This is a genomic window from Clostridium sp. CM038 (assembly GCF_055081105.1).
This window is the reverse complement of the sequence record NZ_CM143651.1, coordinates 3303882-3317477: the sequence shown is the minus strand read 5'-3', so window position 1 is coordinate 3317477 and position 13596 is coordinate 3303882. Positions and strand designations below refer to the sequence as shown.

The following is a 13596-nucleotide window of genomic DNA, read 5'->3' as shown; positions in this document are numbered from 1 at the left end:
TATTGTATTATATAGTATTCCACGAAAGAGAGAAAAAAATGAAGGTAATATTAGTTAAATCATCTCCTGCGGAGCTGAAACATCTTCACAGAAGATGCATTGACGACTTCAGAAGGCGAATTATACTCCCACTTATAGAAATAGGAGGCTTTTCTTCTGAAATGTCGTTAAATCATATTGGTGCATATAATGAATTGAATTAGCATAAAATACATATGTAAATAAAATTCAAAAAAAAGAGGTAATTTTCAAACAAATGTAGAATAATATATATCTAATTACTATCAATAGATAACGGTTATAAATTGAAAAAATATAATAAGTATTTTATAGATTTTCAAATTTAAAGGAGGAATAAAAATGACTGAATTAAGACAAATTTACAAATGCGATGTATGTGGAAATATAGTTGAAGTTGTTCATAACGCTGGCGGAACTTTAGTATGTTGTGGAAAACCAATGACACTTAAAGTAGAAAATACTCAGGATGCAGCAGCTGAAAAACATGTTCCCGTAATTGAAAAAATAGAAGGTGGAATTAGGGTTAAGGTTGGAGCAGTTGAGCACCCAATGCTTGAAGAACATCATATTGAATTTATTGAAGTACACACAGAAAATAAGGTGTACAGAAAATACTTAAAACTAGGTGATAAACCAGAAGCAGAATTTAAGTTAGAAGAAAAAGTGGTATTCGTAAGAGAATACTGTAATTTACACGGACTTTGGAAAGCATAAAATTTAAAATTATTATTGACAATTTAAGTGAATAGGCATAATATAATTTAAATAACTTATAATGTTATAGTCTTTGATGAGAAGTAAGTAAATTTAAAAACAGATTCACAGAGAGTCGTTGATGGTGGAATTACGATAACTATGTTTAAATTGAATGGATCTCTAAGACTCGGGATGAAATGCAGTAGTCCTTGACGTAAGCCTTACGTTATAAAGGTAGGATATACAAGTGTATCTGTTTAAGTAGAAGCTTTAATGTAGCTTGTAAGTGTTAGGTGGTACCGTGTATATACGCCCTATGGATTTATCCATAGGGCTTTTTTTGTATTTAGCACATTTAGAATAATGAAAAAATAAGATATTGATTAGAAAGCATATGAACAAGAATTAGCATTCGGATCAATATATTATTATTATTATTATTATTATTATTATAGGAGATGATTATTTTGGAAGAAAATAAAAAGGTAATATTTAGTGGGATTCAACCTTCGGGCGACTTAACACTAGGAAATTATTTAGGAGCTATAAAAAACTGGGTTAAATTACAAGAAGAATATGAATGCTATTTTTGTGTGGTGGATTTACACGCGATTACAGTAAAGCAAGAACCAAAGGACTTGAGAAGAAGAACCTTAGAAATGTTGGCTATTTACATAGCTTCAGGTATTGATCCAGAGAAAAATACTATGTTTATTCAATCACATGTATCCGCACATAGTGAAGCTGCTTGGCTTTTAACTTGTTCTACTTACATGGGAGAATTAAGCAGAATGACTCAATACAAAGAAAAATCTAAAAACAGTGAGAGTGTAGGAGCAGGATTATTGACATATCCGGTGCTAATGGCATCAGATATTTTATTATATCAAACTAATTTAGTGCCTGTAGGAAAAGATCAAACTCAGCATCTTGAAATTGCCAGGGATATAGCTGAAAGATTCAATAAAACCTATAGTGATACCTTTGTAATACCTGAACCATATATAGGTAAATCGGGGGCTAAGGTAATGGATCTACAAGAACCAACTAAAAAAATGTCTAAATCAGGAGAGAATGTTAATGGATTCATTTTAATAATGGACCCACCGGAAGTTATAAGAAAGAAAGTAAACAGATCAGTTACAGATAGCTTAGGGGTTGTTAAGTATAACGACGAACAATTAGGCGTTAAGAACTTAATGACTATATTAATGGCTATAACTGGTATTTCTATAGGTGAAATAGAAGAAAAATATGAAGGATTAGGTTATGCTCAATTTAAAAAAGATGTAGCAGAAGCAATAGTTGCAGAACTTGAACCTATACAGATAAAGATTAAGGAATACATAGGGAAAAAAGCTTATTTAGAAGAAATTTATAAAAAGGGTTCGGAAAAAGCTAACTATGTGGCTAATAAGACACTAAGGAAAATGCAAAAGAAAATAGGATTTATACCAAGATAAAGTATAAAATTCTCCAGGTGGAATTGTAATAAGAAACTTCATACTATAATATATAGCTCACAGCGGGTAGTACAACCTTAGTTGACAGATTTCTTGATTAAAGCTAGAATTGATAGGTAGAGAAATGAAAAGTGAAATTTAGAACCACTAGCAGTTCAGAGAGTGGTTGTAAGAATATATATATGTGCATGTAAAAAAATAAAAGGAGCGTGATGACCTTGGCGGATTACATAAAAGAGATTGAAAAAAGAAGAACATTTGCTATAATTTCCCATCCGGATGCTGGTAAAACTACACTGACGGAAAAATTATTATTATATGGGGGCGCAATAAGGCTTGCAGGTTCAGTTAAAGCTAGAAAAGCCTCTAAACATGCAGTTTCTGACTGGATGGAAATAGAGAAACAAAGAGGTATTTCTGTTACATCTTCAGTTATGCAATTTGATTATAATAATTTTTGTATAAATATACTTGATACACCAGGTCACCAAGACTTTAGTGAAGATACTTACAGAACCCTCATGGCAGCGGATAGTGCTGTAATGATTATTGATGGTGCAAAAGGGGTCGAGGAACAAACAAGAAAGCTATTTCATGTTTGTAGCATTAGAGAAATACCTATTTTTACATTTATTAATAAGATGGATAGAGAAACTAGAGATATATTTGAACTTATGGAAGAAATAGAAAATGAATTTGGAATTAGATCTTATCCAATAAATTGGCCTATAGGTTGTGGGGTAGATTTCAAAGGGGTTTATGATCGACGTACAAAGGAAATCATTGTTTTTGATGATGGAAAGCATGGCCAAATAGAAGCTAAAGAGACAAAAATAAGTATTAACGATGAAAAGGCAATCGAACTTATTGGTGAAACATTATATGAAAAGCTTATGGAAGATATGGAGCTTTTAGATGTAGCAGGGGATGAATTTGATTTGGACAAAGTTGCTAAAGGAGAACTTACTCCGGTGTTCTTTGGAAGTGCTTCAACTAATTTTGGGGTTGAGCCTTTTTTAGATAACTTTTTACAATTAACTTCAGCGCCGTTACCAAGAAATTCAAGTATAGGGAAAATTGATGTTTTTAGTAAGGGCTTTTCTGCCTTTGTATTTAAAATTCAGGCTAATATGAATAAAGCTCACCGGGATAGGATGGCGTTTATGAGAATTTGTTCTGGAGAGTTCCAAAAGGGCATGGATGTTTATCATGTACAAGGCGGTAATAAAATAAAATTAGCACAACCTCAACAATTTTTAGCACAAGAGAGAGAAATAGTGGACACGGCTTATGCAGGAGATATTATTGGAGTTTTTGATCCAGGTATATTTAGCATAGGAGACACCATATGTTCTTCTTCAAATAAATTTGAGTTCGAAGGAATACCAACTTTTGCGCCAGAACATTTTGCAAGGGTGAGAACTGTTGATACCATGAAGAGAAAGCAATTTATAAAGGGCGTTACACAAATAGCTCAAGAAGGTGCAATCCAAGTATTTAAGGAACTTCATATAGGGATTGAACAAATCATAGTTGGGGTTGTAGGAGTACTTCAGTTTGAAGTATTAGAGTTCAGACTTAAAAATGAATATAATGTAGATATTAAGATAGAAAGGTTAGCATTTAAACATATAAGATGGATTGAAAAGTGTAATATAGATATAGATAAAGAAAAACTCAACTTGACTAGTGATGCTAGGATAGTTAAAGACCTTAAGGACAGAAACCTATTAGTATTCCAAAATGAGTGGGGTATTAGCTGGGCGACAGAGCATAATAAAGGCTTGATTTTATCAGACATTGGTAAAGATAAGGACTAAATAAAAAATAAAGAAAAATCTCTTGAATTAATTTCAAGAGATTTTTTCACGTTTAGAAGGTTTTTACATGTTTCTTTTTTTGCTAGATAGAACATCAATTACAAATACAATCGCAGCAACTACTAGCAGGATATTAATTAAACTTCCACCTATGCTGAAAAGAACTCCCATTAACCAAAATAACACTACAAATCCACCTAACCAACGTAAAAAGGTCATATTTCCACCTCCACTTATTAAAATTACAATTTAATATAAGATTAAAAACCCATAAGAGTGGCGTTATCTACTAAAGTAGCGTTATCTACTAAAGTGGCTTATATATAGTATTTATTATTTTAGCAAAGTATATGCAATATATTTGTGTAAAGTGTATGCATACATTTGAAAAGATGATAAATGTTGTATATAATGATGTTAGAAAGACGCTTAAGGATATATTAAAGATTTAATTTTAGGGGGGATAAACATGGAAAATAGAATATCACCAATTAAAACTATTGACATAGTACAAATTAGTCTAATGGCGGCGATTACGTTTATAGCTGCTTCGGTTATACATATACCTACTTTTATGGGTGTACTTCATTTAGGAGATAGTATGATTTTTTTATCAGCTATATTATTTGGAAGAAAAAAAGCAGCAATATCCTCTGCTGTTGGTATGTGTTTATTTGATTTATTAAATGGATATACCATGTGGGCACCATTTACACTCATTATTAAAGGTACAATGGGGTATATTGCTGGAACAATTGCCTATAGAAAAAATTATAATGGAAATAAATTTTCAAATAATATCTTTGCTTTTGTAGTAGCAGGGATTTGGATGATTGCGATGTATTATTTAGGGGGAGCTATTATACTAACTTTTATTTCTAAGGAATTTGCACTTAAACAAGCCTTAATTATTTCTTTAAAGGACATACCTACTAATGTTTTTCAAGTAGTAGGAGGTATTGCTTTAGCATTACCTTTAATAACAGCTTTAAAAAGCAAAATTAATAGATAATATAAGATATTTTATGCGCAAAAAAAGTATATATTACGTATAATGTATTGAAGCAAGCTTTAGAACTTCCTATTTTAGTTTTAATTAAGATGCGTTAAGAAAAACATATGCTTGAGCGCTAGCGAATTTATGTTTTTCAGCAGATTAATTAAAAATAAAATTAGTAGTTCCTAGCGAAGTGAATGCATTAATAGTAATATATACTTTTTTTAGTTTCTAGCGCTTTTTTTACTTTTAAAGTAAAATACAGTGAAAATTATTGTTGGTATTAACATAAAGCCTATTACAGAAAAATAGACGTAAAGATTTAAAAATTTATACAATAATACTACTTTTGCGGAAATGAAATAGGAGATTATGAATACAAATAAAGTAATAATATATATCCAATATTTATTAGAGAAGGAAAGCTTTTTTAATAAAATCATGATAGCGGTTAGCTCTAATACATATTTTATAAACCAACCGCCTACCATTTGAAGCATTACATAAAACTCCCCTCCTTCTATAAACCCGAAATAATCAACTAACTGAGTTTGTATGAGTTTAGGATAGTTAATCTCCAAGGCTCTAACTACGCCAAAGGTACTTAAAACGCCTATGTTTGCGAAAATCTCCATTTGTATTACTATTAATATTGCAATAACGCAATGCTTTGTGATTTTTGACTTATTAGTTACCCTAGAAAAAAATGGGATACAAACAGCTATACTACCGTAACATCCAAGGGCCTTTATTATAGATAAAATAAAAGAGGGAGTGACGCCATCCGCCATTATAGGAAGTAGGTGACTAAACTTTTTATATTTAGCTGTAAGAATTGCTAGGTTTATCCCAGCTATCATAGTAAGACAAATAACTAAAATAGTAACTATAGTTATCGCTCTAGTACCCTTCTTTGTAATATAAACGGCGGGTATTATTATAAACAAGAGAAAAAACCAAGGAGGAGTATCTGAAAGCAGATTTAGATGCAAGGCATTTGATTCTACAGAGCAACTCTCTATTAAGCTGACAATTAAAGTTATGATAAATAAAATTAAAAAGATGTCTCCCATGGTTTTACCTAAGGCTTTATGGTATATTTTGTCCATATCATAGCAATTGCCTTTTTTACAAACAAAAATCAAATAAATAAAATAAAATAATAAAATAATAGAAGCAATAGTGACGGAAATCCAGGAATCTCTACCTCCATTTATAATGAATACATTGGGGTAAGTTTTCATTGCTACAATGGAGGTTCCCCAAATTATGAACATTAAATGTTTTGTATTTAGCTTATCCATTTTGTTTTCTTGTCTCCTCCTTGTTTTGATTCTAAATTGCATTGTAATAAAATTTGCAATATAGTTGTATTATTTCCCAATTTGAGAATATTAAACTTAATTATTACAAATAATAAGTTGGGTGATTAAAATGGAAAAAATAAATATAGATTATATTAAAGAAAAATTAAAAAATAGCTACGATATCAAATATAGAGAGATAGAGACTGATATGGGAATAATATTCGGCGTATTTATTGATGATTTATGTGATTCTAAATTTATTAGTGAATATATATTTAACCCTCTAATACAACATAAAATTACAACTGTAGATTTAGAGTATATAAAAAAAGAAGTATTACCAGCTAATAGCATTGGAGATATTAATAGTAATAAGGAGGCTATAGATCACATTTTATCTGGAGACTTGGTGCTTATATTTTCTTTTGCAAATAAATCAATTTATTGTGAGGCCAAGGGATATGTGAGGCGGAGTGTGGGAGAGCCTTCTACAGAAAATGTAATTAAAGGACCAAGGGAAGGATTCACGGAAGCTTTTGTAGATAATGTATCAATGATTAGGCGTAAAATAAAAAATTCAAATTTGAAATTTGAGCCGATAATTTTAGGGAGCAAATCTAATACGGTGGCAGTAATATGCTACATAGAAGGTGTGGCCCCGAAGAAACTTGTTGATTATATAAGGAAAAAGGTGACCAATATAAAATTAGAGTTTATTTTAGACACAAATTACATTGAGGAAGAATTAAAAAATAAGAACACCGCATTTGACACAATTGGAACTACCGAAAAACCAGATGTGGCAGCATCAAAGCTTTTAGAAGGGAAAGTGGCAATAATCGTAGATGGAACCCCCTTTGTAATTACTGCACCGTATTTTTTTGTGGATAATTTTCAAACACCAGATGATTATTATTCTAATAAGTATTTTACTAATCTATCAAGACTTATGAGGGTGTTTAGTTTTTTTTCAGCTACCTTATTGTCAGGGGTATATTTGGCGATTACTACTTTTCACTTTTCGCTTATCCCAGAGGTATTTGCCGTAAAACTCTCAGTCGCTAGAGCAGGAGTACCTTTGCCTACTGTTATAGAACTACTACTAATGACTTTTTTCTTTGAATTACTTAGGGAGGCAGGAATAAGATTGCCACAACTCATAGGCCAGGCAATGAGCATTGTTGGAGCTTTAATTTTAGGCGATGCTGCAGTGGGAGCAGGTTTAGCCTCACAAAGCACTATAGTAATTGTGGCAATTTCATCTATTTCTTCTTTTTTAGTGCCTAAGCTTTATGGCGCTCTATCCATATGGAATATAATTATTATTGTGTTTTCGTCAGTGCTTGGGTTACCAGGATTTTACATTGGATTTTTTATTTTTATCTCACATATGGCGGGACTAGAGAGTTGTGGATATCCATATTTATTCCCTTTAGGTACACTAGAAAGCTTTAAATTTAAGGATATATTATATAGAAAAGATCTTAGCAAGATATCAAATAGTATTTTTGATAGGGATGATTATAATGAATAAGTATAAAAAAACATTAGTAATAATATGCATAATAACGAATTGTTTTACTATGACATCATGTTTTAGTTATAAGGATATTAATAAGGTTTTATTTATTTCTGCATTAGTAATAGATGCAGATAATACCGGTAATCCTATATTATATGCTGAAGCGTTTAAGGGAGTAAGAGGAACATCACCTCAAGGAGCGGATCAAAGAATCTTATTTAAAGCAACAGGAAAAACAATGTTTGAAGCTGTCAGAAATATGAATGCTACTTCTAGTTATAAATTAAACTATACACAGAATAGTGCCATAATATTTACTCAAAAGGCTGCAGAATTCGGTGTTGATAATTTCATAGATTTTATGGATCGTGATCAAGAATTTCTTATAAGACCGTATATTACAGTATATCAAGGAGATCCACAGGAACTTATGAAGCTAAATATGCCTGAAGATAAATACATTGGATCATTTGTAGTGCAACTTATAGAAAATATTGGAGCATCTTCAAGGGCTGTAAAACTAAGTTTAAATGAGTTTTACAATCAAAGAAAAATTGGAGATAAAGTAAATGTAGTACCCATAATAGATATCCCAAAAGATAGTTTAGAGGGGACTTTAGAAGTAAATGGCGGAGCTGTAATTAAAGACGATAAAATGGTTAACGTATTACAAAGAGATGAAGGGTTAGGCTTTAACTTTTTAATGAACACTATTTTAGGTGGTACTTTAGAAACAACTAATCCCTGTGATACTAATAAATTTATTACTTTAGAAATATTAAAAAGTAAAACTAAGACAGAAATCAGTTATGATAATAATATTGTTCATTTGAAAAAGAAAATTAAAGTTAAGGTGGATTTAGCAGAAGCTCAAAAAGAAATTACACTTACAAAAGAAAATATCAGTAAAATTGAGGAGCAGTCAGAAGAAAATATTTTGAAAGCCTGCAATAATCTGTTTGCAAAATATAAGGCATTAAATATGGATATTTTTGATATAACGGAGCAATTTCATGCAAAATATCCAAAGATAAAAAATGATGATATTATTAAAAAAACTGAGCTAAAAGTTGAAGTTGAAGTGAAAATAATGAACACAGGGGTTGTTAAAAACTTCTAATAAAAAGGCGGTGGTATTCCATCGTCTTTTGTTGTAAGGTATAATACTTGGAAACATTGCACTACTATAAGCATAATATATCATTATAGCGCGGTTGGAGTGAAATATATGGATAGCAAAAAAATTAGCATATTGTTAAAGAGGGATGAGGGTACAAAATTAGATTTCAAGCAAAGAATTGATATATTAATAGAAAGTGGGAAAAGAGAATTAGCTAAAGATATATGTGCTATAGCCAACTCCCGTGGAGGAAGAGGATACCTTGTTATTGGAGTAGAGGATAAAACGAAAAAAATCATAGGTATTAAGGTATGTGACTTTAAAGAAGAACAGTTACAACAAATTATAAGTTCAAGATGTGAACCGCCTATTCCAGTATCGCTAGATTTCGTAACATTTCAAAGCAAAAATTTGGCGATTATAACTATATATGATGGTGGTCAAAGGCCCTATCAATTAAGGGAGAATGGTGCATTTTACATTAGGAGAGGTTCCACAACAGATACTATGAGAAAAGAAGAATTAATTTCTTGTTTACAAGAAAATCTAAGTCTCAATATCGAAACTATACCTATTGTAAATAGTGGTATTAGTAGTTTAGATTTTAATATAATTAATAAATACTTTTTAAATAAGGGCATTTTAGTAAATGATAACAGTAGATTAGGATTTATGGACAATGCAGGAATAACTTTTATTGAAAGAGATTATAATAAGAGGGTAGTAACACTAGGGGGATTATTGGTATTTTCTTCAATTAACAGTATCTATTTACCGCATAATATGATAAAGATAGTAAATAAGGTAAACGATAACTTTGATGAGGTTATAATTGTGCAAGGGAATTTATTAGATATGCTAGATAGGACAGAAGAATTTTTTAAAAATATATTTCCAGTAAATTATCCTATTGCTGCAGTGTATGAGGCTGTAAAAAACGCAATACTTTATAGAGATTATACTATATTTTATAAGGAAATTGAAATAGTGGTAAGCTATAACAGTGTAAGCGTATTTAGTCCAGGTAACCTATTATTTTCAACTGAAATTAATACCCATAATTATTTAAAAAGGAATATGTGGATATATGATAAGTTAATAGCATTAGATGATAGAAAAAGATTTATAAAATCAGGAAGAGGATTTGCACGAATGAAAAAAGATTTTTCAAAATATGGTAAGGTAATATTTGTAGATTCAAAAGATGATAATACTTTTAAGGTGATTTTCCCAGGGATTAAGAACTTTATTTAAAACTATAATATTGTGAACATATTACGAATAATATATAATATGTATAAAAATATTGTGTACGAGTAGACCTATTTAATAATTATCTGGTTATATTAGATAAAATAGGAGGCGTTTAACATGATTCATGTATTTTGTGGTAAAAAGGGTTCAGGTAAAACTAAAGCTCTAATTAAATTAGCCAACCAGTCCGTTGATAAAGTTAAAGGAAACATAGTATATATTGATGATGATACTAAAGCTACGTTGCAATTAAGTACAAAAATGAGACTTGTAGCAATAAATGAGTTCAATTTAAAAAGTCATGATGATTTTTATGGATTTTTGTGCGGTATGCTTTCTAGAGATTATGATATTGATACCATCTTTGTTGATGGTGTATTTAATATTATTGATGATAAACTTGAGCATACGGCACAATTGTTTTCTAAAATGGATATTTTAGCTAATAAGTATAACTTGGAATTTTATGTGAATATAGGTTGCGAATGCTTAAATCCACCACAATTTTTAAAGAATTATATCACATAAAGAGATAGAATATTATTTACGTGAATGTAAGGCAGGGTTTTCAGCCCTGCTTTTATTGTATATGGAGAAAATAGTTGAAAATAAACGTAAATAGTATATATAGGGTTTTAATCAGTTATAACGAGCAAATATATCATTTGATATATTATAAATACACATATATAATTAATAACATGAATAATTATATCTAAAAGGCTATGAAAGAAAAAAGTAACTGTAGGAATTATTAAGAGAGCTAGTGGTAGGTGTGAACTAGTTAAGGAATATAGTGAAATACATTCTGGAGCTTTAAGCTGAAATAAGCTTTTAAAAAGTAAGCTGAGACGGGTTGACCTTACGTTATAAGGAATGAGCGGATTGTTAAATCAATTTGGGTGGTACCACGGAATTTTTTCGTCCCTTTCTTAGGAGGCGTTTTTTTTATTTCAAAAAATAACACAGTATTAAATCATTACCTGCGGTGCTCGCAGCTTCGCAGAAGATAAGTATATCGACTTCAAAAGGAGACTTAGGTTTCAACTGAACTTTTCTCTTTGTTATACTTTGGGATGCCATAGTATAGAAGAGGAAGACTTTCATTTTGAAATGTCGTTAAAATAAGGAGGAATAAATTATGGAAAATGTATATGATACGCTTTTAGAGAGAGGGTATATAAAACAACTTACTCACGAGGATGAAATGAAGAAAATATTAGGACAGGAAAAGGTAACATTTTATATAGGATATGACCCAACAGCGGATAGCCTACATATTGGCCATTTTATTACTATGATGTTTATGGCTCATATGCAAAGAGCAGGGCATAGACCCATAGCCTTAGTTGGTGGTGGAACTACAATGATTGGTGATCCATCTGGTAAAACAGATATGAGGAAAATGCTTTCAAAAGAAGAAATTGATCATAATATATCTTGCATAAAATCGCAGCTTTCAAAACTTATAGATTTTAGTGATGGTAAAGCAATCCTTGAAAATAATGCAAACTGGCTTTTAAATTTAAATTACGTAGATTTTATAAGAGATATAGGCGTACATTTCTCAGTAAATAAGATGTTAGCTGCTGAGTGTTTTAAACAGAGACTAGAAAAAGGTTTATCTTTTTTTGAATTTAACTATATGCTTATGCAAGGATATGATTTTTTAATGTTAAATAAAAAATATGGATGTACTATGGAGTTAGGTGGAGATGATCAATGGTCTAACATAATTGCTGGTATAGAGCTAATAAGAAAAAAAGAAAGTAAAGCTTCTTATGGAATGACTTGCACACTACTTACAAATAGCGAAGGGATTAAAATGGGTAAAACTGTAAATGGCGCTCTGTGGCTTGATGCAGATAAAACATCTCCTTATGATTTTTACCAATATTTTAGAAACATTGGAGACTTAGATGTAGAAAAATGCTTATCATTACTTACTTTTGTACCAATGGATGAAGTCAGGCGTCTAAGTGCTTTAAAAGATGAAAAAATCAATGAAGCTAAAAAAGTTTTAGCTTTCGAGGTTACAAAACTTATTCATGGAGAAGAAGAAGCTGTAAAAGCACAGACCGCAGCAGAAGCATTATTTGGTGGTGGAACTAATATGAGTAACGTACCTAAAGTATCTATACCGTGCGACATGAAGAATGCGGGATTGATGGATATATTGGTGTACACTAAAGTGGTGCCATCAAAAGCAGAAGCTAGAAGATTAATTGAGCAGGGCGGATTAACTATTAATGATAAAAGGATTGAAGATAAGAATGCAACACTTTTAGAAGAAAATTTTAAAGATGGTTGTGTACTTATTAAAAAAGGAAAGAAAAAATACTATTCTTTAACTATAGAATAGCAATTTTTTTTAAAGGGCGAAGTTGAAATTAATATTTTAACTTTGCTTTTTTCTTTTAGTGGTAAAAAGATTTTAGTAAAATATCTTTTGAAGCTGGAGAAGGGTTCAAGGCAAGTTGGGGAGAATTTTTTAGTGATAGAAGTTTTAATACAATCAATATAAAGGTATAATAGCATAGAGACGTTAAAAAAATGACTAAGGTTAAACTTTGAGCACTAATGAGTGTAGCAATAGCTAAGGTTATTGCTTATGTAATGGATATAGACAATTAATGGAAAAAAACTAAACGATTAATAAGGAGGTATATTATGGCGTTGTGGGCAATATCTGACCTTCATTTATCTATAAATTCAGATAAACCCATGGATATATTTGGAGATAAATGGAGTAATCATAATGAAAAAATTAAAGAAAATTGGCTTAGCAAAGTTTCAACGGAGGATACTGTACTAATTGCAGGGGATATTTCATGGTCCATGAATATTTCTGATGGTGTGGAAGATTTAGAATGGATTCATAAGCTTCCAGGTAAAAAAATACTTATAAAGGGAAATCACGACTATTGGTGGAGTGGTATCACGAAGCTTAATTCTCTCTACGCGGATATGGATTTTATCCAAAACAACTTTTTTAACTATAAAGATTTTGCTATATGCGGAACACGGGGATGGAATTGCCCAGGAAATACGAGATTTACAACTCATGATGAAAAAATATATAATAGAGAGTTAATAAGGCTTCGAATTTCACTCGATGAGGCAGTGAAAAAGGGTTATAATAAATTTATTGTAATGCTTCATTATCCACCTACTAATGATAAGTTTGAGAAAACTGAACTTATAAGAATAGTAAAAGAATATAATGTATGCAAGGTCATATATGGTCATTTACATGGACCATCTTTAAATAGGCTATATGAAGGAAATATAGAAGGCATAGAATATATAGTTACTTCTTGTGATTATTTAAACTTCGATCCTTTAAAAATATTAGAATAGTATCAAAAGTTAATACAATGTGGATATGAAATTTTA

General features: G+C 30.7%; 13 protein-coding genes and 1 other annotated feature. Of the genes, 11 read left to right on the top strand and 2 right to left on the bottom strand.

The features are described from left to right. Nucleotides 1-38: 38 nt before the first annotated feature. The 4 genes from ACWJKS_RS15285 to ACWJKS_RS15270 all read left to right on the top strand — a co-directional run bounded on the left by ACWJKS_RS15285 (nucleotide 39) and on the right by ACWJKS_RS15270 (nucleotide 4000). Nucleotides 39-203 (top strand): hypothetical protein, encoded by a 165-nt coding sequence (locus ACWJKS_RS15285; protein WP_462959895.1) that lies wholly within the window; start codon nucleotides 39-41, stop codon nucleotides 201-203. Nucleotides 204-360: 157 nt separating this feature from the next. After that, nucleotides 361-735, top strand: coding sequence for a desulfoferrodoxin (locus ACWJKS_RS15280; RefSeq protein WP_216301855.1), 375 nt, complete (start codon nucleotides 361-363; stop codon nucleotides 733-735). Nucleotides 736-1184: 449 nt separating this feature from the next. Continuing rightward, complete coding sequence (gene trpS, locus ACWJKS_RS15275) at nucleotides 1185-2180, top strand: tryptophan--tRNA ligase (protein ID WP_216301856.1); 996 nt, start codon at nucleotides 1185-1187, stop codon at nucleotides 2178-2180. A gap of 218 nt (nucleotides 2181-2398) precedes the next feature. Continuing rightward, a complete protein-coding gene (locus ACWJKS_RS15270) occupies nucleotides 2399-4000 on the top strand; it encodes a peptide chain release factor 3 (protein ID WP_216301857.1) in 1602 nt (533 codons plus the stop codon). A 63-nt stretch (nucleotides 4001-4063) separates the two neighbouring features. Here the strand turns inward: ACWJKS_RS15270 and ACWJKS_RS15265 are convergent, their stop codons facing one another. Next, on the bottom strand, nucleotides 4064-4219 hold the full coding sequence (locus ACWJKS_RS15265; protein ID WP_216301858.1) for a DUF5670 family protein: 156 nt from the start codon (nucleotides 4217-4219) through the stop codon (nucleotides 4064-4066). 250 nt (nucleotides 4220-4469) lie between these two features. Between ACWJKS_RS15265 and ACWJKS_RS15260 the strand changes: the two genes are divergently transcribed. Further along, on the top strand, nucleotides 4470-5012 hold the full coding sequence (locus ACWJKS_RS15260) for an ECF transporter S component (protein ID WP_462952789.1): 543 nt from the start codon (nucleotides 4470-4472) through the stop codon (nucleotides 5010-5012). A gap of 209 nt (nucleotides 5013-5221) precedes the next feature. Here ACWJKS_RS15260 and ACWJKS_RS15255 read toward each other — a convergent pair whose 3' ends face one another. After that, entirely contained in the window at nucleotides 5222-6301 is a 1080-nt protein-coding gene (locus ACWJKS_RS15255) for a GerAB/ArcD/ProY family transporter (protein WP_462959894.1), read from the bottom strand. Between the two features lie 130 nt (nucleotides 6302-6431). Here ACWJKS_RS15255 and ACWJKS_RS15250 point away from each other — a divergent pair, with 130 nt between their 5' ends. The 6 genes from ACWJKS_RS15250 to ACWJKS_RS15225 all read left to right on the top strand — a co-directional run bounded on the left by ACWJKS_RS15250 (nucleotide 6432) and on the right by ACWJKS_RS15225 (nucleotide 13560). Then, on the top strand, nucleotides 6432-7838 hold the full coding sequence (locus ACWJKS_RS15250) for a spore germination protein (protein ID WP_462959893.1): 1407 nt from the start codon (nucleotides 6432-6434) through the stop codon (nucleotides 7836-7838). Next, nucleotides 7831-8946, top strand: a complete 1116-nt coding sequence (locus ACWJKS_RS15245) for a Ger(x)C family spore germination protein (protein WP_462959892.1) — start codon at nucleotides 7831-7833, stop codon at nucleotides 8944-8946. Before ACWJKS_RS15250 ends, ACWJKS_RS15245 begins: the two co-directional genes overlap by 8 nt. A gap of 108 nt (nucleotides 8947-9054) precedes the next feature. Further along, nucleotides 9055-10200, top strand: a complete 1146-nt coding sequence (locus ACWJKS_RS15240) for an AlbA family DNA-binding domain-containing protein (RefSeq protein WP_216301863.1) — start codon at nucleotides 9055-9057, stop codon at nucleotides 10198-10200. 117 nt (nucleotides 10201-10317) lie between these two features. Then, nucleotides 10318-10728, top strand: coding sequence for an ATP-binding protein (locus ACWJKS_RS15235; RefSeq protein ID WP_216301864.1), 411 nt, complete (start codon nucleotides 10318-10320; stop codon nucleotides 10726-10728). A gap of 188 nt (nucleotides 10729-10916) precedes the next feature. Beyond that, nucleotides 10917-11132, top strand: a binding site (T-box leader). A gap of 209 nt (nucleotides 11133-11341) precedes the next feature. Further along, entirely contained in the window at nucleotides 11342-12562 is a 1221-nt protein-coding gene (gene tyrS / locus ACWJKS_RS15230; RefSeq protein ID WP_462959891.1) for a tyrosine--tRNA ligase, read from the top strand. A gap of 308 nt (nucleotides 12563-12870) precedes the next feature. Then, entirely contained in the window at nucleotides 12871-13560 is a 690-nt protein-coding gene (locus tag ACWJKS_RS15225) for a metallophosphoesterase (protein ID WP_462959890.1), read from the top strand. Nucleotides 13561-13596: the final 36 nt, after the last annotated feature.

Bases quoted from the DNA above. Each gene is read 5' to 3' on its own strand.
- ACWJKS_RS15285 (WP_462959895.1), top strand. From the start codon at position 39: ATGAAGGTAATATTAGTTAAATCATCTCCTGCGGAGCTGAAACATCTT.
- ACWJKS_RS15280 (WP_216301855.1), top strand. From the start codon at position 361: ATGACTGAATTAAGACAAATTTACAAATGCGATGTATGTGGAAATATA.
- ACWJKS_RS15265 (WP_216301858.1), bottom strand. From the start codon at position 4,219: ATGACCTTTTTACGTTGGTTAGGTGGATTTGTAGTGTTATTTTGGTTA.
- ACWJKS_RS15260 (WP_462952789.1), top strand. From the start codon at position 4,470: ATGGAAAATAGAATATCACCAATTAAAACTATTGACATAGTACAAATT.
- ACWJKS_RS15255 (WP_462959894.1), bottom strand. From the start codon at position 6,301: ATGGATAAGCTAAATACAAAACATTTAATGTTCATAATTTGGGGAACC.
- ACWJKS_RS15250 (WP_462959893.1), top strand. From the start codon at position 6,432: ATGGAAAAAATAAATATAGATTATATTAAAGAAAAATTAAAAAATAGC.
- ACWJKS_RS15245 (WP_462959892.1), top strand. From the start codon at position 7,831: ATGAATAAGTATAAAAAAACATTAGTAATAATATGCATAATAACGAAT.
- ACWJKS_RS15240 (WP_216301863.1), top strand. From the start codon at position 9,055: ATGGATAGCAAAAAAATTAGCATATTGTTAAAGAGGGATGAGGGTACA.
- ACWJKS_RS15235 (WP_216301864.1), top strand. From the start codon at position 10,318: ATGATTCATGTATTTTGTGGTAAAAAGGGTTCAGGTAAAACTAAAGCT.
- tyrS (WP_462959891.1), top strand. From the start codon at position 11,342: ATGGAAAATGTATATGATACGCTTTTAGAGAGAGGGTATATAAAACAA.
- ACWJKS_RS15225 (WP_462959890.1), top strand. From the start codon at position 12,871: ATGGCGTTGTGGGCAATATCTGACCTTCATTTATCTATAAATTCAGAT.